Raw genomic sequence first — 25,178 nt, forward strand, 5'->3', positions numbered from 1 at the left:
ATTGACCGCCCGGTCAAAAGTCGAGGATCGAAGATCGGATGTCGTCGGCCTCCGCGAGAATGGAAGCATGGGACGAGGCGACGGGTCAGGGCGGATCGTCTCCGCACCCGACGCCGACGACACCGGCACGGGGATCCTGCATGTCGACATGGATGCGTTCTATGCCGCCGTCGAGGTGCTGCACGATCCCTCGCTGCGCGGGCTCCCCCTGATCATCGGCGCTCCCGACGGGCGCTCCGTGGTCTCGAGCGCGTCCTACGAGGCCCGGCGCTTCGGTGTGCGCTCGGCGATGCCGGTGGCGCAGGCGATCCGGCTCTGCCCGACGGCGCGGATCGTGCCGCCCGACTTCACGAAGTACCGCGACGTGTCCCAGAAGGTCATGACGATCTTCGAGCAGTTCACCCCTCTCGTCGAACCGCTCTCGATCGACGAGGCCTTCCTCGACGTGCGCGGGGTGCGACGGCTCTGGGGGAGCCCGGGGCGCATCGGCGCCATGATCCGGGAGCGCGTGCAGGACGAGGTGGGGATCAGCTGCAGTGTGGGCGTCGCCGCCACCAAGCACGTCGCCAAGATGGCGTCGACCATGGCCAAGCCCGACGGGCTGCTGGTCGTCGCCGCGGCCGACACGCTCGACTTCCTCGCCACCAAGCCGGTGCGGGCGATGTGGGGCGTCGGACCCAAGACGGCGGAATCCCTGGAATCGCGCGGCATCCGGCTGATCCGCGACATCCGCGCCACTCCCGCCTCCGCCCTCGAGCGGGCGGTCGGCCCGGCCCTCGCCCAGCGCCTGGGCGAGCTCGCCGAGGGGCGGGATCCACGGAGCATCGAGACGAACCGGGTGGAGAAGAGCGTCGGGCACGAGGAGACCTTCGAGATCGACATCTCCGACCGCGAGGCGCTGCGCTCGGAGCTGCTGCGCCTCGCCGACCGCGTCGCCGCACGACTGCGCAGGGCGGGCTGGGAGGCCGGGACTGTGGCGATCAAGATCCGCTTCGCGGACTTCACGACGGTGAGCCGCTCCCAGACGCTTCCCGAGCCGACGTCGGTCGGCCAGCGCATCGGCGAGGTCGCCAGGACGCTCTTCGACGCGCTCGACCGGCGGGACCCGGTCCGGCTTGTCGGCGTGCGCGCCGAGCGGCTGACGGATGCCGGCGGGGCACTGGGACTGTGGGACGACGACGCCGAGTGGCGTCGCGTGGAGGACGCGCTCGACAGCGCGCAGGCGAAGTTCGGATCCGGAATGGTGACGCGCGCGCGGCACCTGGGCGCGCGGGCCGGGCGCGGGGCGGCGCCGCATCCCCGCGCGCACGGACTGGACTGATCCCGGCGCGACGCGGGGGCCGGCGTCCCTGAGCCGGCGGCAAGCCGGTGGTCGAGGTCGCACGGGTGGGCTAGCGTGGACGCATGCCGCACATCGCACTCGAGCTTGGCAAGAACTCCGCGTCCTTCGGCGTCAAGAGCGCCTACGGCGAGACGCAGGAGGTGGACGGCGCGTCGTTCACCCCTGTCGCCCTGACCTTCTCCGGCTTCGGCGGGGGCTCCGGTGGTGCTGACGGCGCCGCCGAGGGCGAGGGCGGCGGTGGAGGCGGGATCGCGATCCCGCTCGGCGTGTACGTGCGGCGCGAGGAGGGGCTGCGGTTCGAGCCGAACCTGGTCTCCCTGCTGGCCGTGGCTGTGCCCTTCGTCTGGGTCGCCGGGCGTGCGATCTCCCGCATCATCCGTGCCCTCAAGAAGTGACGATCCGGTTGCACGTGCGCTGAGCGAGGCGGTCTTCCGGATCGCCGACGCCGTACGAGCCGTGCAGGCCTCGAATCCCGTGGTGCTCGTGGACGGGCGCAGCGGCGCCGGGAAGTCCACGCTCGCCCGGCTGCTCGCGCAGCACTGGCCGCTGAGCACGGATCCGCAGCTGATCGCGCTGGACTCGATCTACCCGGGCTGGGACGGCCTGGACGCCGGGGCCGAGCGTGCTTACGAGCAGATCCTCCGCCCGCACGGGCGCGATCTCATCGGCACGTGGCAGCGCTACGACTGGGACGCGGGCGAGTACGCGGAGAGCTACGCGGTGGATCCCTCGCGCGGCGTCATCCTCGAGGGCTGCGGTGCGCTCACGCCCAGAGCGGCGCGCATCGCCGACGTGCGGGTGTGGGTGGAGTCGCCGGAGGCGAGCCGTAAGCGCCGTGCCCTGGACAGGGACGGCGAGCTCTTCCGGCCGCACTGGGAGCGCTGGGCCCAGCAGGAGGTGGCGCACATCCGCCGGGACGACCCGATCGGTTTCGCCACGCTCGTGGTCTCGATCCCGTGACCGCTCAGACGCCGTCGAGTTCGTCCGCGGCCTCGACGAGCAGATCCAGTCGGTAACCGAGCCACTCGTACACGCCCAGCCGAGGATCCTCCGGATCGGGAGCGGGGTCGTCCTCGATGCCGAGCCGCGAGGCGATCACGAGCCGCAGCGCAGCGAGCGTGCGCAGCCAGGCGTCCACCACGGAGGGGGCGAGCACCAGCTCGTCCCGCAGAGCGGTCTTCTCAGCGAGGGAGCCGAGACCGGTCTGCACCACGCGGGCGTCGGCGGCCCGCCGGTCCAGCAGGTCGGCGCTGGTCGCATCCGCGAACTCCGCCGACGCGTCGGCGTCCTCCGGGTACACCGCGGGAGTGAGGCGGTTCAGGGCGGCATCCGCACCGATCTCGGTCTCGCGGAGCAGGTCGAGGAACTGCTCGACGAGTTCGGCGAGGTGCTGGGCCTCGATCGACTGCATCGGTACATGGATCTCGGAACCGGTCATCCCGCTCACTCTCCCACTCGGCGCACGGTCGCCCACAGCCCGTAGTCGTGCATCGCCTGTGCGTGCACCTCCATGGTCTCGCGCGGGCCGGTGGCGACGACCGCATGACCTTCGTTGTGCACCGCCATCATGAGGCGCGTCGCCCGATCCTTGGGATAGCCGAAGTACGTCCGGAACACCCGCGCTACGTAGCTCATGAGGTTGACCGGGTCGTCCCACACGACGAGCTCCCACGGCACGGCGGGCGCGGCCTGCAGGTCGAGCTGCTCGTCGACGTCCGGGGTGAGGAGAGGGGAGCTCATGCCCAGCCCAGTTCGTGCAGCTGCGCGTCGTCGATCCCGTAGTAGTGCGCGATCTCGTGCACGAGGGTGGTGTGCACCTCGTCGCGCAGCTCCTCCTCATCGGCGCACTGGGCGAGGTGCGGCTCACGGTAGACGATGATCCGGTCGGGGAGCTCTCCCATGCCGTAGTTGCCGCGCTCGGTGACGGCGAGGCCGTCATAGAGTCCGAGCAGGTCGAGCGAGCCGTCCTCCGGCCGGTCCTCGACGACGAAGACCAGGTTCTCGAGGCCTTCGACCATCTCGTCCGGCAGACGGTCGAGCTCGTCCGCGACGAGCTCTTCGAACTCCTCCTGATGCATCTCCATCCCTCCGGAGAGCTCGATCATCATGTGCACACGGCGTCCGAGATCGTTCAGCCCGATCCGCTCTTCGGTGTCGAGGAGCGCGCGATAGAACGGGTGGTCGGGGGAGTCGCCCTCCGTGAATCCGAGCGAGGCATAGAACGGCGCATTCCACGGCACGTCCGCGAAGGTGCGCAGGGTGACGGCCCCGTGGCCGCGGTCGGCCGCTTCCTCGAGGGCCGCCTCGACCAGCTCGCGCCCGTGGCCGCGGCGCGCGTGCGAGGGCAGGACGGAGAGCTGCTCGAGGTGTGCGTGGCCGTCCTCCTCGAGGACGTGGACGAAGCCCACGGGCGCGCCGTCCTCCTCTTCCGCGATGACGAGGATGAAGCCCGGTTCCGCGGCGCGAGCGATGCCGGAGGGGGCGTCGCCGGCGAGCGCGGCGCCGAAGAGAGGGGCGAAGACGGCGTCGGCCTCGCCCTCGATCCCGGCCAGCTTCGCGAGGTCGGCATCGGTCGCGGTGCGGACGAAAGAAGCCATGTCTCGATGCTATCCGGCCTGCGGCGGCGGTCGGCCGAGGCCGTGAAGCTCCCGGAGCGGCGTCCCGGTCTTCGTTGCGGGGCGAGGCTCGGAGCTTCGTGGGCGCTCTGCGATTTGGACCTTGACAGCCGTGGATTCTTGGATCTTCTGCCTGGTCCAGGTTCCCTCCAGTCTGAGGACATGGATACGAGCTTCCTGGTGACATCGATCGTGATCACGGCGACCCCCGGTAGCGGCGTGCTGTTCACGATCGCCGCAGGGCTGTCCCGGGGCGTCCGCGCGGGGATCATCGCGGCGATCGGGTGCACGCTGGGGATCCTGCCGCACCTCGCGCTGGCGCTGTCGGGCGCCGCTGCCGTGATGGCGGCGAGTTCCGTGCTGTTCGACGTCATCCGCTGGGTGGGTGTGGCGTATCTCCTCTTCATGGCCTGGGGCATGTGGCGGGACGAGCGCGGGCTCGTGGCGACCGCGGAGACGGAGGACGGCTCCGCTGCGCCGGGGATGTCGTTCGGGCGGGTGATCCGCGATGCGGTCCTCGTCAACCTGCTGAACCCGAAGCTCACGATCTTCTTCTTCGTGTTCCTGCCGATGTTCGTGGACGTCGAGGCGTCCGACGGCGTGCTGCGGATGGCGGCTCTGGCGCGGCGTTCATGGGGATCACCTTGGTGATCTTCGCGGCATATGGGGCGGGCGCCGCGCGCGTGCGGGACGTCGTGCGCGCGCGTCCCGCGGTGAACCGGCTCCTCGGCCGTGGCTTCGCGCTGACCTTCGTCGTGCTCGCGATGCTCCTCGCGATCGCGCCGCGGTGAGAGCGACCCGCAGGTTCAGAGGAGACGACCGAGTGCCGCGATCGCAGCCGTGAGCCGGGCGCTCGAATGGGGGCCGTAGCCGATCACGAGTCCCGGCGGGCCGGGGGAGAAGCGATAGTCGGAGAGAGGCTTGACCGAGATCCCCTCGGAGACGGCCCGCTGTGCGAGGTCAGCATCGTCGACGCCGTCCGGCAGCATCACCTGGACGTGGAGTCCGGCGGCGATGCCCTCGACGCGGCACCCCGGCATGTGGTCGCGGATGGCGGCGACCGCGGCGTCTCGGCGCTGCCGGTGCCGCAGCCGGAGGCGCCGCACCTGACGCTCGAGGACGCCGCTGCCGATGAGGTCCGCCAGGACGAGCTGCGGCAGGGCGGGGGAGCCGAGATCCGTCGCCCAGCGCCTGCGGACGAGATCGTCGGCCCAGCCCTCGGGAGCGATCATCCAGCCGATCCGCAGTGCCGGGGCGAGCACCTTGGACAGGCTGGAGATGTGCAGGATCCGCTCCGGCGCACTCGCCTGCAACGCAGGGATGGGCGCGCGGTCGTAGCGATACTCCGAGTCGTAGTCGTCCTCGATGATCACACCGTCCACGCGCTCTGCCCAGGCGATGAGCTCCCGGCGGCGCGAGGGTGAGAGCACCACGCCGGTGGGGAATTGATGCGCGGGCGTGGTCAGCACCGCTCGGACGCCGCTCGCCTCGAGCGCGGCGACGTCGATGCCGTGGCCGTCCACGGGAACGGGGTGCAGCTCGTCCAGCCAGTATCCGAGGATGCGACGGTTCCCGTCGGCGCTCGGGTCCTCGATGCCGCACGAGGTCGCGCCCCGCTCGCGCATTGTCTGGGCGATCAGGCTGAGGGCTCCCGTGACACCCGCCGTGACGATGATGCGCTCCGGGGACACCGCGATGCCGCGACGGCGCGCCAGCCATCCGGCCAGGGCCTCGCGGAGCGTGGGGACGCCCTGCGGATCGGCGTACCCGAGGTCGCGAGCGGTCGCGATCGTGAGGACTCGGCGCTCGGCCTGCAGCCAGGCCGCACGCGGAAACGCGCTCAGATCAGGCGCGCCCTCGGAGATCTGGAGCGGCTCCACCGGCCGGAGCGGTTCAGCGAGACGGCGTGGACGCGGGGGGGGGGGGGGGGAACCCCCCCGGCCAACCGGGTGCCGGCGCCCCGATTGGTGGCCCCCCGCCCCCCCCCCCGCCCCCCACCGCCGCGGCGATCCGTGTGCCTGCGCCCCGATTGGTGACGAGCAGTCCCTCCTCCGTCAGGCGGCGGTAAGCCTCGACGACGACGCCGCGGGAGAACGAGAGCTCCTCGGCGAGTTCGCGGCTCGGTGGCACGCGTGTGCCGGCGCCGAGAGTCGCGTCGGCGACCGCGGCGCGGATCCGTGCGGTGAGCCACGCGGTGCGCCCACGGGACGGCGCGTCGCGCGGGTCCAGTCGGAGGAAGTCGGATCCGGTCATCTGAGGGGGGAGCCTATCCGGCGTGCTGCGCGGCTCGCGACATGGGCGCCTCGTCAGCGGTCAGCGGAGAAGCGTCGTCGACGAGGGAGCCGTGGCGGAATGCGCGATCAAGGGGCGGGCCACAGACTGTCGACCAGTCGTGTCGCGTAGGCCCTGTCGAGCGGTGCACGGGCCACCAAGACCCGGTAGTAGAGCGCGCCGTAGAGGCCGTCGACGAGGATCTCGGGGTCGATGCGGGGCGCCAGCTCGCCGTGCTCGATGCCTGTGCGGAGTCGACGGATCGCGGCGTCCCGTTGGTCCGCGATGTACTGGTCGCGCAGCGCTGTGCCGATCTCGGGGTCGTGCACGCTCTCCGCGATCATTGCAAGGTAAGCCCGGCCCGTCCTGTTGCCGAACAGCTCGATGACCGCCTCGATCTGGGCGACGACATCATCGCGGACGGTCCCGTCCTGTGGGAACTTCACCCGCGGAGCGAGCCTCTCCTTCAACGCATCGATGAGGATGGCCGACTTGGTGGGCCACCGTCGATACACGGTGGTCTTCGCCACGCCGGCCCGGTTCGCGATCTCCTCCATCGTCGCTCCGGGCAGTCCGCGTTCGCAGAAGATCTCCCAGGCCGCGTCCTGGATCCGGGTGGAGGTGCGAGTGCGAGGAGATTCCGGCATCGCATCAGAGTATCGAGCGTTGCGTCGAAACGCTACGTAGCGTAGCGTCGCGCTCATGTCACCTCGAGAGGGAGAACGGTACGACCGCGGCCGGGAGCTGATGGACCGGATTCTCGGTGCGGAGACCGCGGCACGCACGCTGGCAGGATTCGATGAGATCAGTCCGGACTTCGGAACCTACGTGGTCGAAGCGGGCTTCGCCGATGTCTACGGGCGTGAGGCCCTGTCGCTGCCCGAGCGCCAGCTGATCAACATCGCTGTGCTGACGGCGATCGGCGGTGCCGAACCACAGCTCGCTCTGCACATGCGGGCAGCTCTGAATGTGGGCGTCACAGCGGAGAAGATCGTCGAGACGGTCTTCCACACGGCGCTCTATGCGGGTCACCCGCGTGCGGGAAACGGGCTGGCTGTTGCGCGTGAAGTCCTTGGACAGCGCCCGGACGAGGGCGAGCCGCGATGACGCGATCTGCAGGTTCAGGCCGGGGCTCCGCCCACCGGCGACAAGAAAAGAGGGAGGCCCGGACCCTGTCCGAAGACAGGATCCGGGCCTCACCCCATTGGGGTGGCTAACGGGGCTTGAACCCGCGACCCCCGCGACCACAACGCGGTGCTCTACCAACTGAGCTATAGCCACCATGTGCCTGCCGGAGCGGGCAACCTGACAAGTGTATTACAGGTTTGAGGCGAACTCTGACACGACGGCGTCCGATGTCGCCTGCACTTCTTCGGTCGTCGGCCCCGGCTGGTCGATGAACACCGCGCGGCGGTAGTACTCCAGCTCGCGGATCGACTCCAGGATGTCGGCGAGGGCTCGGTGACCGCCGTCCTTGGACGGGGCGTGGAAGAAGACCCGCGGGTACCAGCGGCGGGAGAGCTCCTTGATGCTCGAGACGTCGACGTTGCGGTAGTGCAGGTACTGGTCGACATCGGGCATGTACTTCGCGAGGAACATGCGGTCGGTGCCGATCGTGTTGCCGGCCAGCGGCGCCTTGCGCTCCTGCGGCACGAACCGCCGGATGTAGGCGAGCGTCTGCTCCTGCGCCTCGGCGAGGGAGACGCCGCCCGGGATCTCCTCATACAGCCCTGAGGTGCGGTGCATGTTCGTGACGAAATCGTTCATCTGACCCAGGGCGGCATCGCTCGCGCGGATGACCACCTGGAACCCGGGGTCCACCAGGCGCAACTCGAAGTCGGTGATCACGACGGCGATCTCCACGAGTTCATCGATCGCGAGATCGAGCCCCGTCATCTCGCAGTCGATCCAGACCAGACGATCGTTCTCGGACGAAGAAACCATGCGGCCATCCTACTGAGCGGCGCCGACGCGCTAGCCTGGAGAGGCGCCTCCTTAGCTCAGTGGATAGAGCAACGGCCTTCTAATCCGTCGGTCGCAGGTTCGAATCCTGCAGGGGGCACTTCTTCTGCGCCGGTTCAGGCCGCGGCTCGACGCCCCACCTGCGCGGCGATCACGTCGACGATGAGCCAGCGCACGGCGGCGGCCGTGGTCAGCGCCCAGACGATGGATCCGAGCACATCCGTGGGGAAGTGCAGACCGTCGCTCACCACGGCGAGGCCGATCACCGCGGTGGCGACGGCGCCGAGCACGAGGGGCAGCCAGGCGTACCGCGTGTCGCGGAGCAGGAACCAGAACGCGATCGCCAGGGCGACGACGTACGCAGTGTGGCCGCTGGGGAAGGAGCCATCGGTCTGCAGCGGCGAGAACGGGTGCGCGAGCAGCGAGGCGTCGGGACGCGGACGGTCGACCAGGATCTTGACGGCCGCGACGGGCAGCCAGGTGAGCGCGACGGTGACCCCGAACAGGATCGCGGTGCGCAGCGAGCGGGACACGGCCCACACGATTCCGGCGATCACGAGGGTGATCGCCACGGCGGGGAGCGGCTCGATGCCGCGATAGATCGCGGTGCCGATCGTGCCCCACAGGCCCGTGTGGGTCTTGTTGAGGGCTGTGACGAGGCTCTGATCCGCCTGCGTCGCCTTCATCGCGAACCCGAGGGCGATCACGGCGACGGCGCCGATGACCGCGATGGACACGGCGACCAGCGGGCGCCGAGAGGCGCGCTCAATGCCGGTGAGCGGCCGGGTGCGGGTGCGTCGCAGCTCAGTCATGGGGATCCTCATCCGTCGCGGTTCCTCGCGATGGCGACATCGGAGGCGGGCGCCCGCCGGTTCGCATGCGCCGGATCCATGTTCCGATGCATCGCCTAAGGATTGGCCAAGAAACGCGGCCTTCGTCGGCCGCGTCGCACCCGCGCCGTCAGAAGCGCAGCGCGGCAACGGCGTCGTCGGCGCTCCAGAAGTCCCCGACGATGCGGAACGTTCCGGAGGAGAGATGCAGGCGCTCGGCGCGGTAGCGCAGGCCGAGGTCGTGCGGCATGATCCGCAGGTGCCCGCGGATCGCGCCGCGGCGGTCCAGCACGCGCCAGAGGCACTCGCCGGCTGGCTGCAGCGTCTCGACGGAGCGGGTGAGGACGGGAGTCGCCCAGCGGATGGTCGGTGCGGGGGTGATGTTCGTGGTCATGGTTCCTCCTTCTCCTTCGAACATAAGGACGGCCACCGACATTCGTCGGACACGCCGGAGGTCCGCGCGCCGGATAGTCCCTACACTGTGCTGGTGACCGTGACTGTGTGGCTTTCGCTGGTGGTGGCGTGCCTGGTGATCAGCCTCACGCCGGGCGCGGGCGCGATCAACACCATGACCAACTCCCTGAACGAGGGATGGCGGCGTTCGATCTGGGGGATCGTCGGACAGCAGCTCGCGCTCGTCGTGCATGTCGCGATCGTCGCCGCAGGAGTCGGCCTGCTCGTCGCGCGTGTTCCGTGGCTGTTCGAGACGGTCCGCTACGTCGGTGCGGCGTACCTGGTCTACCTCGGGATCCGGCTGATCATCGCACGGGTGCCGGAAGAGGTCGCCGAAGCCGAGGCCCTGCGTCCCGCCGAGGGCCGGTGGCCCATGCTGCGGCGCGGGTTCTGGGTCAATCTGCTCAACCCGAAGGCGATCGTGTTCTTCCTCGCGTTCGTGCCGCAGTTCATCCGCCTGGACCGCGATCCCTGGCCGCAGTACCTGATCCTCATCGGGACGACGGTGGTCATCGACGTGATCGTGATGTGGTTCGTGTTCGCCGCGACGGCGCAGAGCTTCCGACGGCTCACCTCCAGCCCGCGAGGGCAGCGCACGCTCAACATCGTCTTCGGCTCGCTGTTCATCGCGGTCGCGGCGCTTCTGCTGTTCGTGCACTGATCCTGCCGTTCGGGCGCCTCGGCGTCGCGCGTTCGTTCCTCCTCCACAGGTGGACCCAGGGGCGGGTTCGGCACCGATTGCGCATCGCCGTCTCCACGATCTCCGCCGGGACGGGACGCTGTCTGCAGGAGCGGAGCCGAGAGGGCTCCGCATGAGCAGAGAAGAGCAGATCATGGCCGACACCATCACGGTCCTGGGGAACGTCGCGTCCGACCCGGATCGGGGCGCCACGGCGACCGGTATCCCCACCCTGAGCTTCCGGATGGCCACCAACCACCGCCGGCCGGACGGTGCGGGCGGCTGGATCGACGCGGGGACGAACTGGTTCGAGATCAGGGCCTACCGCGCCCTGGCGGAGAACGCCGAGGCCTCTCTGTCGAAGGGCGACGCGGTCGTGGTCGTGGGGCGGCTGAAGCTGCGCGAGTGGGACGCCAAGGACGGCAAGCGGATGAACGCGGAGATCGAGGCAGAGAGCATCGGGCCGGATCTGCGGCGCGGGCGCAGCGTGTACCACCGGGTGTCGCATCAGGCATCGCCCCGCGCGGAGGGCGCGGCGGGGGACAGCGGGGGAGCCTCTGTCGGTGTCGCCGCCAGTGCCGGCGCTGGTGCGGGCGCGGGTGTGGCGGTCGGCGTCACCGCGGGCGTCGGGGCGCCGGACGCGGCGGCCGATGCGTGGGCGACGCCGGGCAGCGATGCCACGCCGTTCTGACCGCCGTTCTGGCCGGATGGGAGGGAACGGGACCGCCGAGGATCGTCGCGGGCGAGAGCCGCCTAGACTCGTGGAGTGCGTGGATCCCAGGCTGTGCTCGTCCGAACACCCGTGATCCGATCGCTCGCGCCCGTGGCGCTCGTCGTCGCGCTTCTCCTGAGCGGCTGCTCGGCAGGGTCGCCGGTGCCGTCGAAGTCGCCCTCCGCGACGGCGGGGAGCGCGACCGCTTCGCCGGCCGCAGCACCCGAACTCCACCCCGACGGCTCGGCCGAGGACAACCTCCCGTTGTTCGCCGCCGTCGTGGCCCAGGTCTGGGCGGGGGAGAGCCGGATCAAGGGCGGGGCGTACATCGACGCGCTCACCGCCGCGGGATTCGCCAGGGCCGACATGCAGGTGACGGCGGACGAATCGACGGTGGGCAACCCGGCCGAGAGCATCCAGTTCTCCGTGCGATGGGGACAGGAGCAATGCCTCGTCGGACAGGTGGGGCCGTCCACGGGGGATCCGGTCACCTCGGTGCTTCCGCAGGTGGACGGTGGCAAGTGCCTCATCGGCAAGACCGTCCCCGTCGGGCCGTAGCCGCCCCGGGGAGGAAGAGCACGCACCCCGGGTAGGCTGGAGTGTCGATCCCGCGGCACACCGCCGGAGAGCGACCCGCAGCCCTCGCAACCGTCGTCATGACGACAGAAGGAGCGCCCTCGTGGCCGAATACATCTACTCCATGGTCCGCGCCCGCAAGGCCGTGGGCGACAAGCTCATCCTCGACGACGTCACCATGGCCTTCCTGCCCGGCGCGAAGATCGGCATGGTCGGCCCGAACGGCGCCGGAAAGTCCACAATCCTGAAGATCATGGCCGGCCTGGACACCCCGTCCAACGGCGAGGCCAAGCTCACCCCCGGATTCAGCGTGGGCATCCTCATGCAGGAGCCGGAGCTCGACGAGTCCAAGACCGTCCTGGAGAACATCCAGGAGGGCGTGGCGATCAAGGCCAAGGTCGACCGCTTCAATGAGATCTCCGCTCTGATGGCGGATCCCGACGCCGACTTCGACGCACTGCTCGCCGAGATGGGCGCGCTGCAGGAGGAGATCGATGCCGCCGACGGCTGGGACCTCGACTCCCAGCTCGACCAGGCGATGGACGCGCTGCGCACGCCGCCGGCGGACGCTCCCGTGACCAACCTCTCCGGTGGAGAGAAGCGTCGTGTCGCCCTCGCCAAGCTGCTGCTGCAGAAGCCCGATCTGCTCCTGCTCGACGAGCCCACCAACCACCTCGACGCCGAGAGCGTGCTCTGGCTGGAGAAGCACCTCCAGGCCTACAAGGGCGCGGTGATCGCGATCACCCACGACCGGTACTTCCTCGACAACATGGCGGAGTGGATCGCCGAGGTCGACCGCGGTCGCCTCATCGGCTATGAGGGCAACTACTCGACGTACCTCGAGAAGAAGGCCGAGCGACTCGACATCCAGGGCAAGAAGGACGCGAAGCTCGCCAAACGCCTCAAGGACGAGCTCGAGTGGGTGCGCTCGAGCGCCAAGGGCCGTCAGACCAAGTCGAAGGCACGTCTCGCCCGCTACGAGGAGATGGCGACGGAGGCGGAGCGGACGCGGAAGCTCGACTTCGAGGAGATCACGATCCCCGCCGGTCCGCGCCTGGGAAGCGTCGTGATCGAGGCGAAGAAGCTGCAGAAGGGCTTCGACGGGCGCTCGCTCATCGACGGCCTCAGCTTCAGCCTGCCGCCGAACGGCATCGTCGGCGTGATCGGCCCGAACGGCGTCGGCAAGACCACGCTGTTCAAGACGATTGTGGGACTCGAGCCCCTCGACGGCGGCGAGCTCAAGGTCGGCGAGACGGTCAAGATCAGCTACGTCGACCAGTCCCGCGCCAGCATCGACCCCGACAAGACCCTGTGGGAGGTCGTCTCCGACGGCCTGGACATCATGATGGTCGGCAAGACCGAGATCCCGTCCCGCGCCTACGTCTCGAAGTTCGGCTTCAAGGGGCCGGACCAGCAGAAGAAGGCGGGCGTCCTATCCGGTGGTGAGCGCAACCGCCTGAACCTCGCGCTGACGCTCAAGGAGGGCGGCAACCTGCTGCTGCTCGACGAGCCGACCAACGACCTGGACGTCGAGACGCTGAGCTCTCTCGAGAACGCGCTGCTCGAGTTCCCCGGCTGCGCCGTGGTCATCACGCACGACCGGTGGTTCCTCGACCGGATCGCGACCCACATCCTCGCCTACGAGGGCACCGACGAGAACCCCGACCAGTGGTACTGGTTCGAGGGCAACTTCGACGCCTACGAGCGCAACAAGATCGAGCGCCTCGGCGCGGATGCGGCCAACCCGCACCGCTCGACGCACCGCAGGCTCACGCGTGACTGAGATCGCCGGTGCCGGTGCTCCCCCCGCAGCGGCCCCCGACGGGGCCGCTGCGGGGGAGCGCCTGCACATCCCGATCCACCTGCGCTGGGGCGATCTCGACGCCTTCAACCACGTGAACAACACCTCGATGCTGAAACTGCTCGAGGAGGCGAGGGTGCGGGCGTTCTGGCGGCCGGGCGAAGGCGAGCACGGCCCGAGCACGGCGGTGCTGAGTTCGGGGATCGACGCGGGCGTGCTGACCCTCGTCGCGCGCCAGGAGATCGAGTATCTGGCGCCCGTGCCGTACCAGCGGCACCCGCTCGAGGTGCAGATGTGGTTCGGCAAGCTCGGCGGATCCAGCATCGAGGTCTGCTACGAGGTCTACAACGACGCGGCGTTCGAGGAGCGCGTGCTGTACGCGCGTTCGACCGCGGTAATCGTGCTGGTGGACGCGGCCACGGGTCGTCCCACCCGGATCGGCCCGGAGATGCGTGAGGCCTGGGAGCCGTTCTCCGGACCGTCGATCGTCTACGCGCACCGCTGAGCGGCACGGCGTCCCCCTCGGCCCGCCGCTCGGCCAGCGGCGGGATCAGGCCTCGGGCACCCGGATCGTGATCTCCTGGGCGACGCTCGCCACGAGGCCCCCGCTGCGCTCGTAGATCCGCCCTGTCGCGAGCCCTCGGCCTCCGCGCGCGTTCGGCGATTCCTGCACGTACAGCAGCCAGTCGTCGACGCGTCCCGGGCGGTGCCACCACATGGCGTGGTCCAGGCTCGCGACCTTCAAGCCCGGCACATTCCAACTGAGGCCGTGCGCGCGCAGGATCGATTCCTGGATCGACATGTCGCTGAGATACGCCAGCGCCGCGCGGTGCAGGGCCGGGTCGTCGGGGAACGGGGCGCGCAAGCGCATCCACACCGCCTGCTGCGCGGACTTCTCCGCCCCCGCTTCGCCGAACAGCGGCCCCTCCACGTGCCGCATGTCGACCGGTCGGTCGGTGAGCATGCGCTTCGACAGCGGGTGGATCCCGTCGGACAGCTCCTCGTCGGGCGCGAGATCCTCCGGGTCCGGGAGCCCTTCCGGCATCGGCGCGGCATGCTCGATCCCTCGGTTCTCGTCCTGGAACGACGCGATCATCGAGAAGATCGGCACGCCGTTCTGGTAGGCCTGAGCTCGTCGCGTCGAGAAGGAGCGACCGTCGTGGATCCGGTCCACGGCGTACGTGAGCCCCTGCGACGCGTCCCCAGGGCGGAGGAAATAGCCGTGCATCGAGTGCGGGACGCGACCCTCCGGCATCGTCCGCTCCGCGGCGATGATGGACTGGCCGAGCACCTGTCCGCCGTAGATCCGTCCGGTCGGCATTGAATGGGAGGCGCCCGTGAAGATGTCCTCGGTCGTGCGTGCATCGGAGGAGTCGAGATCCAGGATCCCCCGCAGCATCTCGACCGATCGGAGGGCGTGCTCGTCGTGCGTCATGGGATCCTCTCGGCGGACGCCGCGACACACCAGGGGACCGGTCGCGACCGGTTGCTAGTTTAGAGGGCGTGCCCACGCCCCTGATCCTCGCCGATGCCGACACCGCGCGTGATGCGCTCACCTTCGTCTCCCGGGCCGGCCGCGCCGGTGACGAAGGCGTCAGGCTGCAAGCCGACCGGGGAGTGCTCGCGATGACGGCGGCGGCCCTCGTGCCGCAGACGCTGTTCGATGCGACGCCGACGATCCTCGCGATGCGGATCGTGCGGGCCGACCCTGAGCTGCGCTGCGACATCGTGATCGACGAGCTCACCACGACCGACGACCCGCGCGCCCTCGCCCTGCCCGACACCGGCCGCAGCCCCTCTTGGGCCGGAGTCGCGCCGCCACGGGGCGGATGGACGCCGGTGGGAACGCTCGGCGCCGACGCCATAGCGCAGCGAGCGCAGTGGGGCATCTCGGCGGTTGCGCACGGATCCCCGGCGGGCGCGGGTGAGGACGCGGTCCGTGCGCTGCGCGCCGCGATCTGGGGCGAACCGGACGATGACCTCCTCGGCCTGCCTCGCGGCATCGCGTTCGCCGCGCACGCCTTCGGCTTCATCTCCGGTGCCGAGCAGGTGCCGATCACGACCTCGGGGCGGTGGACGCGTCTCGCGTTCTCGCGCGGGCATGTGCTGAGCCGGGGACCGGCAGCCGTGGGGCTGACCGCAGTGCGAGCGACGGGCAGCGCCGGCTGAGGCGCATCCGCTCCGCGGGCGGAAGGTGCGGGCCGCGTAGGCGGGTCGACACCGTGCGGACTGTCAGCGCCGGACGACGGTGATCGTCGGCGGTGACGCGAGGCTCTGTCCGACGACGCAGTAGCGCTCGGTCGAGGCGGCGATCCGCTCCAGACGCCCGTCGTCCGCGTCGCTGTCGATCGTGATCGTGACGGAGATCTCACCGACCCCGACCGGCGCCTCCCGATCCAGCCCCAGCGTCCCGCGCGCATCCCAGTGGCACTCCGCGGTGAGCCGGACGTTCTCGACCGTCACGCCCATCGCCGTCGTGACGGCACGGAACGTCACCCCGACGCACCCCAGCAGCGCCTGCATCAGGAGATCCGCCGAGCACGCATCGGATCCGTCTCCGCCGGTCGCCGGGTGCTGCCCGGCGCGGACAGGGCCCGCCCATCCGTCGATGGTCGCGGTGATGCCCGGATCCCGGTAGTCGCCGGTCGCTCCCGAGACGACGCGCGCGAGCCCCGGATCCTGCCGGTAGCGCTCCTTGAGCGGTGCCTGACGTGCTCGCAGCTCTTCCGCGTCCATGCACGCGATCCTGGCACTCCGATCGCGCGGGGTCCAGTGCTGCGGTCCGGCCTCAGATCGCCTGCGCCGCCGCGCGCCCGGCCTGGCGGCCCGAGAACAGGCATCCGCCGAGGAACGTGCCCTCCAGCGCGCGGTACCCGTGCACTCCGCCGCCGCCGAAGCCGCTCGCCTCGCCCGCGGCGTAGAGTCCCGGCACGGCCTCGCCGTCGGCGCCGAGAGCGCGCCCGTCCAGATCCGTCTCGATACCGCCGAGCGACTTGCGAGTGATGACCCGCAGCCGCACCGCGATCAGGGGACCCGCGGAGGCGTCCTGCAGGCGGTGCGGGGACGCCGTGCGGATCAGCCGATCTCCGCGGTAGGCGCGGGCGGAGCGCAGCATCGCGATCTGCGCATCCTTGGTGAAGTCGTTCACGATCTCGCGATCGCGCGCGACGACCTCCTCGCGCACCCGGCCGGGGTCCAGTGCCTCCCCGCCCGGGAGCTCCTGCATGCGCGCGATCAGCCGCCCGAGGTCGTCCTCGACGACGAAGTCCTCGCCCTTGTCCAGGAACGCCTGCACCGGGTCCGTGGGACCCTTCGCGAGCCGGGAGCGCACGAGGAGCGGTACGTCCTTGCCGGTGAGGTCGGGATTCTGCTCGCTGCCTGACAGCGCGAACTCCTTCTCCACGATCTGCCGCGTCGTCACGAACCAGGAGTGATCGTGCCCGGTCGCACGCAGGTGGGCCAGGGTGCCGAGCGTGTCGAATCCGGGGAACAACGGCACGGGGAGGCGTGCGCCGGTCGCGTCCAGCCAGAGCGAGGACGGGCCGGGCAGGATCCTGATGCCGTGGCCGGGCCAGACCGGATCCCAGTTGCGGATGCCCTCGACGTAGTGCCACATGCGATCGCCGTTGATGAGTCGCGCGCCCGCCGTCGCGGACACCGCCTGCATGGAACCGTCGACGTAGGCGGGCACCCCGGTGAGCATGTCCGCGGGCGGCGTGCCGAGGCGCTCGGGCCACGCCGCGCGCACGAGCTCGTGGTTGCCGCCGATGCCGCCCGAGGTCACGATCGTCGCCCCGGCGGTGATCTCGAACGTGCCGACGGGCTCGCGGTCGCTCCGCACGCCGCGCGCCGACGGGGACGACGCGAGGATCGCGCCCTCCGCTCCCGTGACGACGCCATCCCGGACGGTGAGAGCCGTCACCCGGTGCCGGGGGAGGACCACCAGGTGCCCCGCCTTCTCGGCCTGCTCGATGGCGGCCTGGAACGGCGCGACGATGCCGGGGCCGGTGCCCCAGGTGATGTGGAAGCGGGGGACGGAGTTTCCGGGCCCCAGGGCGCCGTAGCCGCCGCGCTCGGCCCACCCCACGACAGGGAAGAAGCCCACCCCGCGCTCTCGGAGCCAGGCGCGCTTCTCGCCGCTCGCGAACTGGAGGTACGCCTCGGCCCAGCGCCGCGGCCAGGCGTCCTCCTCGCGATCGAAGCCCGCGTTGCCGAACCAGTCCTGCCGGGCCAGCTCGTACGAGTCCGTGATGCCCATGCGGCGCTGCTCGGGGGAGTCGACGAGGAACAGTCCGCCGAAGGACCACCACGCCTGCCCGCCCAGATTCGTGCGCGGCTCCTGATCCACCACGATCACGCGTCGGCCTGCGGCCGCGGCCTCCGCGGCGGCGACGAGGCCGGACAGGCCCCAGCCGATGACGAGGACGTCGGTGGAGTGGGTGGTCGTGGTCGCTGTCATGAGATCTCCGTCGAACTCGGTGTGCGTGCGGGCGCCGCTAGAGGACGGGGCGCCCGTCAGGGGTCGGGGCGCCCGTCGTCGTGCGGCCCGGCTCGAATGTATTCACCATCGCATGCGCGGCACGCTCGAGATAGTCCCACAGCGTCGCCTCGTGGATCGGCGAGAGCTGCGCGTCGTCGACGGCCGTGCGCATGCACCGCAGCCAGCGGTCGCGGGCGTCCGGGTCGACGTGGAACGGCATGTGCCGCATCCGCAGCCGCGGATGCCCGCGCTGCTCGCCGTAGGCGGTGGGCCCGCCCCAGTACTGCTCCAGGAACATGCGCAGGCGATCCGCGGCCGGACCGAGATCCTCCTCGGGGTACATCGGCTTCAGCACGGGATCGAGTGCGACCTCGCGGTAGAAGACCTCGACGAGGCGCTGGAACGTCGCCTGGCCGCCGACCTCGTCGTAGAAGGACACCGGCTCGGTCATCGTTCGTCTCCAGGGTTCTGCGGATCCTGCGGGGCCTGCGGATCGGGGAGGGGCGGGAGGGGAAGGCTCTGCGGAGCCGAAGGAGGGGTCTTCGGCTTCTCGGTCTTCTTCGGCGCGGGAGTCGTCGGCGCGGGCTTGGTGCGCGGCGGGGGCGTGACCGGGGCCGGCTTCTCGTCCTCGGTCTTCTTCTTGCGCCAGAAGCCGCGTTCCGGAACCGCGGGGGCGGTCGCGACCGGGTTGGGACGGGTGCGCGGGGGGTTGGCGCCGTGCACGCGGCGGGCGCCTTCGGGACCGGCGAGCTGCACGGTGGCCATGCTCGGGACGGTCAGGTCCATGCCGAGCACGGTGTCGCGCAGCCGCATCCGCAGCTCCCGCGCGACGTCGTCCATCGCGTTCGTGCGGGTCTTCATCACGACCCGGACCACGAGGGCGTCGCCGTCGATCGACTCCAGCCCCCAGATCTCGGGCTTCTCGATGATGCGCGTGCGCCACTTCGGATCCTTCGCGAGCCCCTGGGCGGCGGCGAGCAGCGCGTCCTCGACCGCGGGGACGTCCGCGTCGGCCGGCACGCCGAGATCGATGATCGCGCGGGCCCAGCCCTGCGACATGTTGCCGATCCGGGTGATCTCGCCGTTGCGCACGTACCAGAGCGTGCCGTTCGCGTCGCGCACCTGCGTGATGCGCACGCTGACGTACTCGACGACGCCCGAGGCGAGCCCCAGGTCGACCACGTCACCGATGCCGACCTGGTCCTCGGCGACGAGGAACATGCCATTCAGCACGTCCTTCACGATGTTCTGAGCGCCGAAACCGAGACCGGCGCCGACGGCCGCGGTGAGCAGGGTCAAGGACCCCAGCAGAGTGGGTTCGATGATGTTCACGATCAGGACGACTGCGACCACTACGAGGATCACGTTGACGATGTTCTGCAGGATCGTACCGAGTGTCCTCGTCCGCTGCACGAGGCGCATGTCCGCAAGCGGAGAGCGCTCCAAAGCTCGGGTGTCGGTGACCTCCGCCTTGGACTTGGCACCGGCGACGATCCGTCGCACGACGCGGCGGATGACGAAGCGAAGAGCGTAGGCGATCACGGCGCATACGACGATCGTCACGACGCTCCAGAGCGCCTTCATGCCGATATCGCCGAGGACGGTGAGGATCTGGGTCCACGCGTCGGCGACCTTCTCTGCCTGATTCTCGAAGGAGACGATATTCATCGTTCACGATCTTATGACCGGGGGCCTTGGCAGGTTCTGAACAGCGGCGGCGCTTTGCTTGGAGTCCGGGTCGGCGGGCCTGGCAATGCCGAAGGGCCGGAGGGAGCGAACTCCCTCCGGCCCTTCGACTCGTCGCTCTGAGGTGTGTCAGCCCTGTGCGTCGGCGGCCATGGCTTCGACGGCCTCGGCGTCTCGGGCCTGGGCGGCCAGAGCGCGGTCGACGTCGGCGAGGTTCTCGAACACCAGGCGGCGCAGTGCAGGCGCGGCGTCCTGGTGGGCCGAGAGCCAGGCACGGGTCGCATCGCGCAGGGCGCTGCTCGCGAGCGCCTTCGGGTACAGGCCCACGATCAGGTAGTTCGCGACCTGGAACGTGCGGCTCTCCCAGAGGGTGAGGAGCGCGTCGAAGTACTGCGCGACGAACGGCTCGAGCAACGCGACCCCGGCCGGGTGCGTGAAGCCGAGCGCCGCGGAGCGGACGATCGTGTTGGAGAGGTCGTCGTGCTCGACGAGCGACGACCACGCGGCCTGCTTGTCCTCGGGCGTGGGCAGTGCGGCGCGCGCCTGTGCGGCGAACTCCCCGCCCTTGGCGGTGTTGTCGCCCTCGAGCGCGGCGTCGATCGCAGCGCCGTCGACGGCGCCGACCGTGGCGAGGCCGACGAGCAGCTGCCAGGAGAGGTCGGTGTCGATCGCGAGGCCGTCGAGCCTCAGCGCGCCGTCGCGGAGGCGACGGACGATGTCGGCGTGCTCGGGCGTGGTGAGCGCGTTCGCGAACGCGGTGACGAACTGCAGCTGGCTGTCGGACGCGGCTTCTGCGCCCTGGGCGAGCGTCCACAGGCCGTCCGCCACGCGGGTGCGAGCCGCGTCGCGGTGCTCCGGCGTGACGTACAGCGCCGCTGCGGTCTGCAGCTGACCGAGCGTGGTGCGCACCGTGGTCGACTCGGTCTCGCGGCCGATGTTGCCGAGCACGAGGTCGATGTAGTCGCTCGCGGGGCTCTCCGCGTCGCGGGTCTGGTCCCATGCCGCGCCCCACACGAGCGAGCGGGCGAGCGGGTCGCTGATGTCGGCGAGGTGCGCGACGGCGGTCGCCAGGGAGCGCTCGTCGAGACGGATCTTCGCGTAGGCGAGGTCCTCGTCGTTGAGCAGCACGAGATCGGGGCGCTTCAGGCCCTGCAGCTCGGGGATCTCCGTGCGGTCGCCGTCGACGTCGACCTCGACGTGATGGGTGCGCACGAGGGAGCCTGCGGCGTCGAGGTTGTAGAACCCGATGCCGAGGCGGTGCGGGCGGATCGTCGGGTAGTCGGCAGGCGCGGTCTGGGTGACCGCGAAGCGCGAGATGGAGCCGTCCCCGGCCTCCGCGATCACCGGCGCGAGCGTGTTGACGCCCGCGGTCTCCAGCCACTTCTTCGACCAGACGGTGAGGTCGCGGCCGCTGGTCCGCTCCAGCTCGACGAGCAGGTCGCTGAGCTCGGTGTTCTGCCAGGAGTGCTTGGTGAAGTACTCGGAGACGCCGGCGAAGAACGCCTCGATGCCCACCCAGGCGGCGAGCTGCTTGAGCACGGATCCGCCCTTGGCGTAGGTGATGCCGTCGAAGTTCACCTGCACGTCGTCGAGATCGTTGATCTCGGCGACGACGGGGTGCGTGGAGGGGAGCTGGTCCTGACGGTAGGCCCAGGTCTTCTCCATCGCGTTGAAGGTCGTCCACGCCTCGGTCCACTCCGTGGCCTCGGCGGTCGCGATGGTCGACGCCCACTCGGCGAACGACTCGTTCAGCCAGAGGTCGTTCCACCACTTCATGGTGACCAGGTCGCCGAACCACATGTGTGCGAGCTCGTGCAGGATCGTGACGACCCGGCGCTCCTTGACGGCGTCGGTCACCTTGCTGCGGAAGACGTAGGTCTCGGTGAAGGTCACCGCACCCGCGTTCTCCATGGCGCCGGCGTTGAACTCGGGCACGAAGAGCTGGTCGTACTTCGCGAACGGGTACGGAACCCCGAACTTCTCCTCGTAGTAGGCGAAGCCCTCACGGGTCTTGTCGAAGATGTAGTCCGCGTCGAGGTGTTCCCACAGGCTCTTGCGCCCGTAGACGCCGAGCGGGATCACGCGGCCGGACGCGCTCGTCAGCTCCGAGAAGGTCTCCTCGTAGGGGCCGGCGATGATCGCGGTGATGTACGACGAGATCCGCGGGGTGGGCTCGAAGCCCCAGGTGGCGACCGCGCCGGTCTCCTCCGATGCGGATCCGTTCGAGACGTCGTGATGGATCGGCTCGGGGGTGGGGGAATTCGAGACGACCTTCCACGCGGCCGGCGCGGTGATCGTGAACTGGAACGTCGCCTTCAGATCGGGCTGTTCGAACACGGCGAAGACGCGACGGGAGTCGGGCACCTCGAACTGCGAGTAGAGGTAGACCTCGCCGTCGACCGGGTCGACGAAGCGGTGCAGGCCTTCGCCGGTATTCGTGTACTCGCAGTCGGCGTCGACGACGAGCACGTTCTCCGCGGCCAGACCTTCGAGCACGATGCGTGAGTCGGCGAACGCCGACGTCGGATCGATCTGCTCGCCGTTCAGCGTGATCTCGCGCACCTCGCGCGCGATCAGGTCGATGAAGGTCGAGGAACCTTCGGTGGCGCTGAAGCGCACCACGCTGCGGGATCCGAACACCTCCGCACCCTTGGTCAAGTCGAGCGCGATCTCGTACGACTCGGTGTCGACGATCGCGCGGCGCTCCTGCGCCTCGATGCGGGTGAGGTTCTCTCCAGGCACTGCTCAGACTCCCAGGGGTGAGGGTTTCGGCCGCAAGATCTGCGCTGCTGGCGCCGGCGGCAACCGTCCCAGCCTACGCCAGAGCGCGTCTCGCACGATTCGGCGGGCTCCTCTGGGCTCCCGCGGCGGCGCCATGCGCTCGGCCGGCGCTCGGCGGTGGCAAAGGAACTTCAGGGGAAGATAGGAGGGTGAGTGCTCGTAATGTGACCGCAGCAACCGTCCCCTTCGCCTCCGAGCCCGCCGCGAGCGGGCCCGAGTTCGTCGAGACGCCCGTCGCGTACGACGGCATCCTGCTCGCTGGATTCGGCGGACCCGAAGGCCAGGACGACGTGATCCCGTTCCTGCGCAACGTCACCCGCGGTCGCGGCATCCCGGACGAGCGGCTCGAAGAGGTCGCGCATCACTATCGTCACTTCGGCGGCGTGAGCCCGATCAACGCGCAGAACCGCGCGCTCAAGGCCGCACTCGAGTCCGAGCTCGTGCGTCGCGGGATCGACCTCCCCGTGTACTGGGGCAATCGGAACTGGGCCCCGTATCTGTCCGATGCCGTGACCGCAGCGTCGGAGAGCGGCGACACGACTCTGCTGGCGTTCGCGACGAGCGCGTACAGCTCCTTCTCCAGCTGCCGTCAGTACCGCGAGGACTTCGCTCGCGTGCTGGACGAGACCGGTCTCGGCGAGACGGTGACGATCGACAAGATCCGCCCGTTCTACGACCACCCCGGATTCGTCACGTCCTTCGTCGAGGGGGTGCGCGACGCGATCGTCGGCTTCACGGCCGACGGCGCCGATGCGGCGGCCGTCCAGGTCCTGTTCACGACGCACAGCGTGCCGACCGACGACGCGCTGCGCTCCGGCCCTCGCGACGTCGACTGGGGTCCCGGCGGCGCGTACGCCGCGCAGCACGAGGCCGTCGCGGCGTGGGTCATGAGCCGCGTGGCCGAGCTGCTGCCGAGCGCGGCCGGCGTCCCGTGGGAGCTCGTGTACCAGTCCCGTTCGGGCCCCGCTTCGCAGCCCTGGCTCGAACCCGACATCTGCGACGTGATCGAGGAGCTGCCCGCTCGCGGTCGCACCGCGGTCGCCGTGGTCCCGCTCGGCTTCGTGAGCGACCACATGGAAGTGCTCTGGGACCTCGACACCGAGGCGAAGGACGCGGCCGCCGAGGCGGGCCTCGCCTTCGTGCGCACACCGACGCCCGGCGTGTCGGACTCCTTCGTGGCGGGGATCGTCGACCTCATCCAGGAACGGCTGGAGGGGCGCCCTGCGGCGGATCGCGCGCACGTCACGGCGCTCGGCCCCGCGTTCGACGTGTGCCGTCCCGGGTGCTGCGAGAACATCCGTGCGGGATTCAAGCCCGCCGCGGCGGGCATCGCGCCCTGACCCCTTCTGCGGGGCCGCGTCACGCCGCCCGCGGCGGTCGCGGCGCTCCGTAGGATTGAGCCATGCGCATCCACATCGCCACCGATCACGCCGGTCTCGAGTTCTCCACGCAGTTGCAGCATCACCTCGCCGAGGCGGGGCATGAGGTCGTGGACCACGGCCCCGTCGAGTACGACGCGCTGGACGACTACCCGGCGTTCTGCATCCGCGCAGCGCAGGCGACGATCGACGACCAGCGCGCCGGCGTCGACGCGCTGGGAGTGGTGTTCGGCGGATCCGGCAACGGCGAGCAGATCGCGGCGAACAAGGTCGAGGGCATCCGTGCCGCCCTGGTGTGGAGCATCGCGACCGCCGAGTTGGCGCGGGAGCACAACGATGCGAACGTGATCGCGATCGGTGCGCGCCAGCACACCTTCGACGAGGTCGCGGGCTTCATCGACCGCTTCATCGCCACGCCGTTCTCGGACGAGGAGCGGCACGTGCGCCGGATCGCGCAGATCGCCGACTTCGAGCGCGACGGATCTCTGCTCCCGGACCCGCGCGCCTGATGCCCGAGGGTCATTCCGTCCATCGGATCGCGCGGCAGTTCGCGCGCAACTTCGTCGGCAAGCCCGTCGTCGCGTCGAGCCCTCAGGGGCGGTTCGCGGAGGGCGCCGCGCTGCTCGACGGCCGGACCGTGGAGAGCGTGCAGGCGGTCGGCAAGCAGATGTTCCTCGAGACCGAGGGGGATCTGTGGCTGCGCGTGCACCTGGGGCTCTACGGCGCTTGGGACTTCTCCGGCGAGATCCTCGTGGATCCGACCATCGCGTCGGCGAACGGACGGATGGGGCAGACGAACCAGCGCGGCACGGATCTCGATGAGGCGCCGATCCTGGACGATGCCGGCGAGAATTCGCTGGCATCCATCGGCGCCCCGCGGAAGACCCGCGTGCATGTGCGCATGTCTGAGGCGACGAAGGGTCTCGCGGACGAGGGCGCCGAGTGGCCGCCGCCCGTGGTCGGGCAGGTGCGCCTGCGCCTCATGACGGATTCGACCTGCGCGGATTTGCGCGGACCGACCGCGTGCGTGCTGCAGACGCCGGACGAGATGCTGGCGACGGTCGCGAAGCTCGGGCCGGATCCGCTCGTGGGCGATGTCGACGCGGGCGAGGAGCGCTTCGTCGCCGCGGTGCGGCGTCGGGCTGTGCCGATCGCGCTCCTGCTCATGGACCAGTCCGTGGTCAGCGGGATCGGCAACGTGTATCGCGCCGAGTTGCTGTTCCGCGCGCAGCTGAACCCGCACACTCCGGGGCGCGATGTGCCGGAGGAGACCGTGCGAGCGCTCTGGCGGGACTGGGTGCGCCTGCTCGCGATCGGCGTCGAGACAGGTCAGATGATGACCATGGACGATCTCTCGGCCGATCAGTACCGCGCCGCAATGGCGCACCGTGACGATCGCCACTGGGTGTATCACCGCACGGGACTGCCGTGCCGTGTGTGCGGCACCGACATCGTTCTCGAGGAGATCGGCGCCCGCAAGCTGTACTGGTGCCCGCGCTGCCAGGCGTGAACGGGCGCGACGGTCTCTGATCGACGGCGTCCTGCCCGCGTCTACCGCGTCCTGTTCGCGACGGCTTTCGCCGGCGATCGCTGCCGTCAGTGACGATCGCG

30 protein-coding genes, 2 tRNA genes and 1 pseudogene are annotated in these 25,178 nt (G+C 70.1%); 16 read left to right on the forward strand and 17 right to left on the reverse strand.

Annotation, left to right across the window (positions count from 1 at the left end; all coding sequences use genetic code 11):
* Positions 1-67 precede the first annotated feature (67 nt).
* From dinB to ACFC1J_RS01385, 3 genes are all read left to right on the forward strand, one after another.
* On the forward strand, positions 68-1,321 hold the full coding sequence (dinB, locus tag ACFC1J_RS01375; protein ID WP_375901807.1) for a DNA polymerase IV: 1,254 nt from the start codon (positions 68-70) through the stop codon (positions 1,319-1,321).
* A gap of 83 nt (positions 1,322-1,404) precedes the next feature.
* Positions 1,405-1,737 (forward strand): hypothetical protein, encoded by a 333-nt coding sequence (locus ACFC1J_RS01380; protein WP_375901809.1) that lies wholly within the window; start codon positions 1,405-1,407, stop codon positions 1,735-1,737.
* Positions 1,721-2,302, forward strand: a complete 582-nt coding sequence (locus ACFC1J_RS01385) for a hypothetical protein (protein WP_375901811.1) — start codon at positions 1,721-1,723, stop codon at positions 2,300-2,302. Before ACFC1J_RS01380 ends, ACFC1J_RS01385 begins: the two co-directional genes overlap by 17 nt.
* A gap of 4 nt (positions 2,303-2,306) precedes the next feature.
* Here ACFC1J_RS01385 and ACFC1J_RS01390 read toward each other — a convergent pair whose 3' ends face one another.
* The 4 genes and pseudogenes from ACFC1J_RS01390 to ACFC1J_RS01405 form a co-directional block, all read right to left on the reverse strand.
* Positions 2,307-2,780, reverse strand: coding sequence for a DUF2017 family protein (locus tag ACFC1J_RS01390; RefSeq protein WP_375901813.1), 474 nt, complete (start codon positions 2,778-2,780; stop codon positions 2,307-2,309).
* Positions 2,781-2,785: 5 nt separating this feature from the next.
* Positions 2,786-3,082, reverse strand: coding sequence for an ATP-dependent Clp protease adapter ClpS (clpS, locus tag ACFC1J_RS01395; protein WP_375901815.1), 297 nt, complete (start codon positions 3,080-3,082; stop codon positions 2,786-2,788).
* Positions 3,079-3,426 (reverse strand): metallopeptidase family protein, encoded by a 348-nt coding sequence (locus ACFC1J_RS01400; RefSeq protein WP_375902701.1) that lies wholly within the window; start codon positions 3,424-3,426, stop codon positions 3,079-3,081. The genes clpS and ACFC1J_RS01400 overlap by 4 nt, the downstream gene beginning before the upstream one ends.
* Before the next feature lie 117 nt (positions 3,427-3,543).
* Positions 3,544-3,939, reverse strand: a pseudogene (locus ACFC1J_RS01405) (GNAT family N-acetyltransferase); the annotation flags it as partial.
* A 180-nt stretch (positions 3,940-4,119) separates the two neighbouring features.
* Here ACFC1J_RS01405 and ACFC1J_RS01410 point away from each other — a divergent pair.
* Positions 4,120-4,608, forward strand: coding sequence for a LysE family translocator (locus ACFC1J_RS01410; protein WP_375901817.1), 489 nt, complete (start codon positions 4,120-4,122; stop codon positions 4,606-4,608).
* Positions 4,590-4,748: a hypothetical protein gene (locus ACFC1J_RS01415; RefSeq protein WP_375901819.1), complete on the forward strand. Its 159-nt coding sequence runs from the start codon at positions 4,590-4,592 to the stop codon at positions 4,746-4,748. Before ACFC1J_RS01410 ends, ACFC1J_RS01415 begins: the two co-directional genes overlap by 19 nt.
* A gap of 15 nt (positions 4,749-4,763) precedes the next feature.
* Here ACFC1J_RS01415 and ACFC1J_RS01420 read toward each other — a convergent pair whose 3' ends face one another.
* The 3 genes from ACFC1J_RS01420 to ACFC1J_RS01430 all read right to left on the reverse strand — a co-directional run bounded on the left by ACFC1J_RS01420 (position 4,764) and on the right by ACFC1J_RS01430 (position 6,875).
* On the reverse strand, positions 4,764-5,837 hold the full coding sequence (locus ACFC1J_RS01420; protein ID WP_375901821.1) for a PLP-dependent aminotransferase family protein: 1,074 nt from the start codon (positions 5,835-5,837) through the stop codon (positions 4,764-4,766).
* A 13-nt stretch (positions 5,838-5,850) separates the two neighbouring features.
* Positions 5,851-6,210, reverse strand: coding sequence for a GntR family transcriptional regulator (locus ACFC1J_RS01425; protein WP_375901823.1), 360 nt, complete (start codon positions 6,208-6,210; stop codon positions 5,851-5,853).
* A gap of 107 nt (positions 6,211-6,317) precedes the next feature.
* On the reverse strand, positions 6,318-6,875 hold the full coding sequence (locus ACFC1J_RS01430; RefSeq protein ID WP_375901825.1) for a TetR/AcrR family transcriptional regulator: 558 nt from the start codon (positions 6,873-6,875) through the stop codon (positions 6,318-6,320).
* A 55-nt stretch (positions 6,876-6,930) separates the two neighbouring features.
* Between ACFC1J_RS01430 and ACFC1J_RS01435 the strand changes: the two genes are divergently transcribed.
* Positions 6,931-7,335, forward strand: a complete 405-nt coding sequence (locus ACFC1J_RS01435; protein WP_375901827.1) for a carboxymuconolactone decarboxylase family protein — start codon at positions 6,931-6,933, stop codon at positions 7,333-7,335.
* A gap of 98 nt (positions 7,336-7,433) precedes the next feature.
* Here ACFC1J_RS01435 and ACFC1J_RS01440 read toward each other — a convergent pair.
* Together ACFC1J_RS01440 and orn are read right to left on the reverse strand one after the other, a co-directional pair.
* Positions 7,434-7,509, reverse strand: a tRNA-His gene (locus ACFC1J_RS01440).
* Positions 7,510-7,545: 36 nt separating this feature from the next.
* Complete coding sequence (gene orn, locus ACFC1J_RS01445; protein ID WP_375901829.1) at positions 7,546-8,172, reverse strand: oligoribonuclease; 627 nt, start codon at positions 8,170-8,172, stop codon at positions 7,546-7,548.
* A 45-nt stretch (positions 8,173-8,217) separates the two neighbouring features.
* Here orn and ACFC1J_RS01450 point away from each other — a divergent pair.
* A tRNA-Arg gene (locus ACFC1J_RS01450) sits at positions 8,218-8,290 on the forward strand.
* Between the two features lie 16 nt (positions 8,291-8,306).
* On the opposite strand, the gene ACFC1J_RS01455 is transcribed toward ACFC1J_RS01450, so the two are convergent.
* Together ACFC1J_RS01455 and ACFC1J_RS01460 are read right to left on the reverse strand one after the other, a co-directional pair.
* Positions 8,307-9,002: a phosphatase PAP2 family protein gene (locus ACFC1J_RS01455; RefSeq protein WP_375901830.1), complete on the reverse strand. Its 696-nt coding sequence runs from the start codon at positions 9,000-9,002 to the stop codon at positions 8,307-8,309.
* A 148-nt stretch (positions 9,003-9,150) separates the two neighbouring features.
* Complete coding sequence (locus ACFC1J_RS01460) at positions 9,151-9,414, reverse strand: hypothetical protein (RefSeq protein ID WP_375901831.1); 264 nt, start codon at positions 9,412-9,414, stop codon at positions 9,151-9,153.
* Between the two features lie 93 nt (positions 9,415-9,507).
* On the opposite strand from ACFC1J_RS01460, the gene ACFC1J_RS01465 reads away from it, so the two are divergent.
* The 5 genes from ACFC1J_RS01465 (at position 9,508) to ACFC1J_RS01485 (ending at position 13,746) form a co-directional block, all read left to right on the forward strand.
* Complete coding sequence (locus ACFC1J_RS01465) at positions 9,508-10,134, forward strand: LysE family transporter (RefSeq protein WP_375901833.1); 627 nt, start codon at positions 9,508-9,510, stop codon at positions 10,132-10,134.
* Positions 10,135-10,285: 151 nt separating this feature from the next.
* Positions 10,286-10,843 carry a single-stranded DNA-binding protein gene (locus ACFC1J_RS01470; RefSeq protein ID WP_375901835.1) on the forward strand — a complete coding sequence of 186 codons (558 nt, stop codon included), beginning with the start codon at positions 10,286-10,288 and terminating at the stop codon, positions 10,841-10,843.
* A 75-nt stretch (positions 10,844-10,918) separates the two neighbouring features.
* Positions 10,919-11,422: a DUF6993 domain-containing protein gene (locus ACFC1J_RS01475; protein ID WP_375901837.1), complete on the forward strand. Its 504-nt coding sequence runs from the start codon at positions 10,919-10,921 to the stop codon at positions 11,420-11,422.
* 121 nt (positions 11,423-11,543) lie between these two features.
* Positions 11,544-13,223 carry an energy-dependent translational throttle protein EttA gene (gene ettA, locus ACFC1J_RS01480; protein ID WP_375901839.1) on the forward strand — a complete coding sequence of 560 codons (1,680 nt, stop codon included), beginning with the start codon at positions 11,544-11,546 and terminating at the stop codon, positions 13,221-13,223.
* A gap of 1 nt (position 13,224) precedes the next feature.
* The gene (locus ACFC1J_RS01485; protein ID WP_375902703.1) at positions 13,225-13,746 is read left to right on the forward strand and encodes an acyl-CoA thioesterase; all 522 of its coding nucleotides are present in this window, start codon (positions 13,225-13,227) and stop codon (positions 13,744-13,746) included.
* A gap of 45 nt (positions 13,747-13,791) precedes the next feature.
* On the opposite strand, the gene ACFC1J_RS01490 is transcribed toward ACFC1J_RS01485, so the two are convergent.
* Positions 13,792-14,676, reverse strand: coding sequence for an acyl-CoA thioesterase (locus tag ACFC1J_RS01490; RefSeq protein ID WP_375901840.1), 885 nt, complete (start codon positions 14,674-14,676; stop codon positions 13,792-13,794).
* A 68-nt stretch (positions 14,677-14,744) separates the two neighbouring features.
* Here ACFC1J_RS01490 and ACFC1J_RS01495 point away from each other — a divergent pair, with 68 nt between their 5' ends.
* Positions 14,745-15,410: a hypothetical protein gene (locus ACFC1J_RS01495; protein WP_375901842.1), complete on the forward strand. Its 666-nt coding sequence runs from the start codon at positions 14,745-14,747 to the stop codon at positions 15,408-15,410.
* A gap of 63 nt (positions 15,411-15,473) precedes the next feature.
* On the opposite strand, the gene ACFC1J_RS01500 is transcribed toward ACFC1J_RS01495, so the two are convergent.
* The 5 genes from ACFC1J_RS01500 to pepN form a co-directional block, all read right to left on the reverse strand.
* A complete protein-coding gene (locus tag ACFC1J_RS01500; protein ID WP_375901844.1) occupies positions 15,474-15,977 on the reverse strand; it encodes an OsmC family protein in 504 nt (167 codons plus the stop codon).
* A 52-nt stretch (positions 15,978-16,029) separates the two neighbouring features.
* A complete protein-coding gene (locus ACFC1J_RS01505; protein ID WP_375901846.1) occupies positions 16,030-17,700 on the reverse strand; it encodes an FAD-binding dehydrogenase in 1,671 nt (556 codons plus the stop codon).
* Positions 17,701-17,737: 37 nt separating this feature from the next.
* Positions 17,738-18,172, reverse strand: a complete 435-nt coding sequence (locus tag ACFC1J_RS01510) for a globin (RefSeq protein ID WP_375901848.1) — start codon at positions 18,170-18,172, stop codon at positions 17,738-17,740.
* Positions 18,169-19,389 (reverse strand): mechanosensitive ion channel domain-containing protein, encoded by a 1,221-nt coding sequence (locus ACFC1J_RS01515; RefSeq protein ID WP_375901850.1) that lies wholly within the window; start codon positions 19,387-19,389, stop codon positions 18,169-18,171. Before ACFC1J_RS01515 ends, ACFC1J_RS01510 begins: the two co-directional genes overlap by 4 nt.
* Positions 19,390-19,536: 147 nt before the next feature.
* Positions 19,537-22,149, reverse strand: coding sequence for an aminopeptidase N (gene pepN / locus ACFC1J_RS01520; RefSeq protein ID WP_375901852.1), 2,613 nt, complete (start codon positions 22,147-22,149; stop codon positions 19,537-19,539).
* 188 nt (positions 22,150-22,337) lie between these two features.
* Here pepN and ACFC1J_RS01525 point away from each other — a divergent pair, with 188 nt between their 5' ends.
* From ACFC1J_RS01525 to ACFC1J_RS01535, 3 genes are all read left to right on the forward strand, one after another.
* Positions 22,338-23,528 (forward strand): ferrochelatase, encoded by a 1,191-nt coding sequence (locus ACFC1J_RS01525; RefSeq protein ID WP_375901854.1) that lies wholly within the window; start codon positions 22,338-22,340, stop codon positions 23,526-23,528.
* A gap of 62 nt (positions 23,529-23,590) precedes the next feature.
* Positions 23,591-24,076 (forward strand): ribose-5-phosphate isomerase, encoded by a 486-nt coding sequence (locus ACFC1J_RS01530; protein ID WP_375901856.1) that lies wholly within the window; start codon positions 23,591-23,593, stop codon positions 24,074-24,076.
* Positions 24,076-25,077: an Fpg/Nei family DNA glycosylase gene (locus ACFC1J_RS01535; RefSeq protein ID WP_375901857.1), complete on the forward strand. Its 1,002-nt coding sequence runs from the start codon at positions 24,076-24,078 to the stop codon at positions 25,075-25,077. Before ACFC1J_RS01530 ends, ACFC1J_RS01535 begins: the two co-directional genes overlap by 1 nt.
* Positions 25,078-25,178: the final 101 nt, after the last annotated feature.

It is taken from the genome of Microbacterium sp. NPDC056052 (assembly GCF_042266785.1).
Lineage (GTDB): Bacteria > Actinomycetota > Actinomycetes > Actinomycetales > Microbacteriaceae > Microbacterium.

What these genes read in the sequence shown, in the direction of transcription:
- ACFC1J_RS01435 (WP_375901827.1), top strand. Translation starts at nt 6,931, where the DNA reads ATGTCACCTCGAGAGGGAGAACGGTACGACCGCGGCCGGGAGCTGATG.
- ACFC1J_RS01530 (WP_375901856.1), top strand. Translation starts at nt 23,591, where the DNA reads ATGCGCATCCACATCGCCACCGATCACGCCGGTCTCGAGTTCTCCACG.
- ACFC1J_RS01515 (WP_375901850.1), bottom strand. Translation starts at nt 19,389, where the DNA reads ATGAATATCGTCTCCTTCGAGAATCAGGCAGAGAAGGTCGCCGACGCG.
- ACFC1J_RS01415 (WP_375901819.1), top strand. Translation starts at nt 4,590, where the DNA reads ATGGGGATCACCTTGGTGATCTTCGCGGCATATGGGGCGGGCGCCGCG.
- ACFC1J_RS01510 (WP_375901848.1), bottom strand. Translation starts at nt 18,172, where the DNA reads ATGACCGAGCCGGTGTCCTTCTACGACGAGGTCGGCGGCCAGGCGACG.
- ACFC1J_RS01380 (WP_375901809.1), top strand. Translation starts at nt 1,405, where the DNA reads ATGCCGCACATCGCACTCGAGCTTGGCAAGAACTCCGCGTCCTTCGGC.
- ACFC1J_RS01500 (WP_375901844.1), bottom strand. Translation starts at nt 15,977, where the DNA reads ATGGACGCGGAAGAGCTGCGAGCACGTCAGGCACCGCTCAAGGAGCGC.
- ACFC1J_RS01455 (WP_375901830.1), bottom strand. Translation starts at nt 9,002, where the DNA reads ATGACTGAGCTGCGACGCACCCGCACCCGGCCGCTCACCGGCATTGAG.
- orn (WP_375901829.1), bottom strand. Translation starts at nt 8,172, where the DNA reads ATGGTTTCTTCGTCCGAGAACGATCGTCTGGTCTGGATCGACTGCGAG.
- ACFC1J_RS01425 (WP_375901823.1), bottom strand. Translation starts at nt 6,210, where the DNA reads ATGACCGGATCCGACTTCCTCCGACTGGACCCGCGCGACGCGCCGTCC.
- ACFC1J_RS01460 (WP_375901831.1), bottom strand. Translation starts at nt 9,414, where the DNA reads ATGACCACGAACATCACCCCCGCACCGACCATCCGCTGGGCGACTCCC.
- ACFC1J_RS01390 (WP_375901813.1), bottom strand. Translation starts at nt 2,780, where the DNA reads ATGACCGGTTCCGAGATCCATGTACCGATGCAGTCGATCGAGGCCCAG.
- ACFC1J_RS01490 (WP_375901840.1), bottom strand. Translation starts at nt 14,676, where the DNA reads ATGACGCACGACGAGCACGCCCTCCGATCGGTCGAGATGCTGCGGGGG.
- dinB (WP_375901807.1), top strand. Translation starts at nt 68, where the DNA reads ATGGGACGAGGCGACGGGTCAGGGCGGATCGTCTCCGCACCCGACGCC.
- ACFC1J_RS01535 (WP_375901857.1), top strand. Translation starts at nt 24,076, where the DNA reads ATGCCCGAGGGTCATTCCGTCCATCGGATCGCGCGGCAGTTCGCGCGC.
- ACFC1J_RS01400 (WP_375902701.1), bottom strand. Translation starts at nt 3,426, where the DNA reads ATGGAGATGCATCAGGAGGAGTTCGAAGAGCTCGTCGCGGACGAGCTC.
- ACFC1J_RS01470 (WP_375901835.1), top strand. Translation starts at nt 10,286, where the DNA reads ATGAGCAGAGAAGAGCAGATCATGGCCGACACCATCACGGTCCTGGGG.
- ACFC1J_RS01505 (WP_375901846.1), bottom strand. Translation starts at nt 17,700, where the DNA reads ATGACAGCGACCACGACCACCCACTCCACCGACGTCCTCGTCATCGGC.
- clpS (WP_375901815.1), bottom strand. Translation starts at nt 3,082, where the DNA reads ATGAGCTCCCCTCTCCTCACCCCGGACGTCGACGAGCAGCTCGACCTG.
- ACFC1J_RS01430 (WP_375901825.1), bottom strand. Translation starts at nt 6,875, where the DNA reads ATGCCGGAATCTCCTCGCACTCGCACCTCCACCCGGATCCAGGACGCG.
- ACFC1J_RS01410 (WP_375901817.1), top strand. Translation starts at nt 4,120, where the DNA reads ATGGATACGAGCTTCCTGGTGACATCGATCGTGATCACGGCGACCCCC.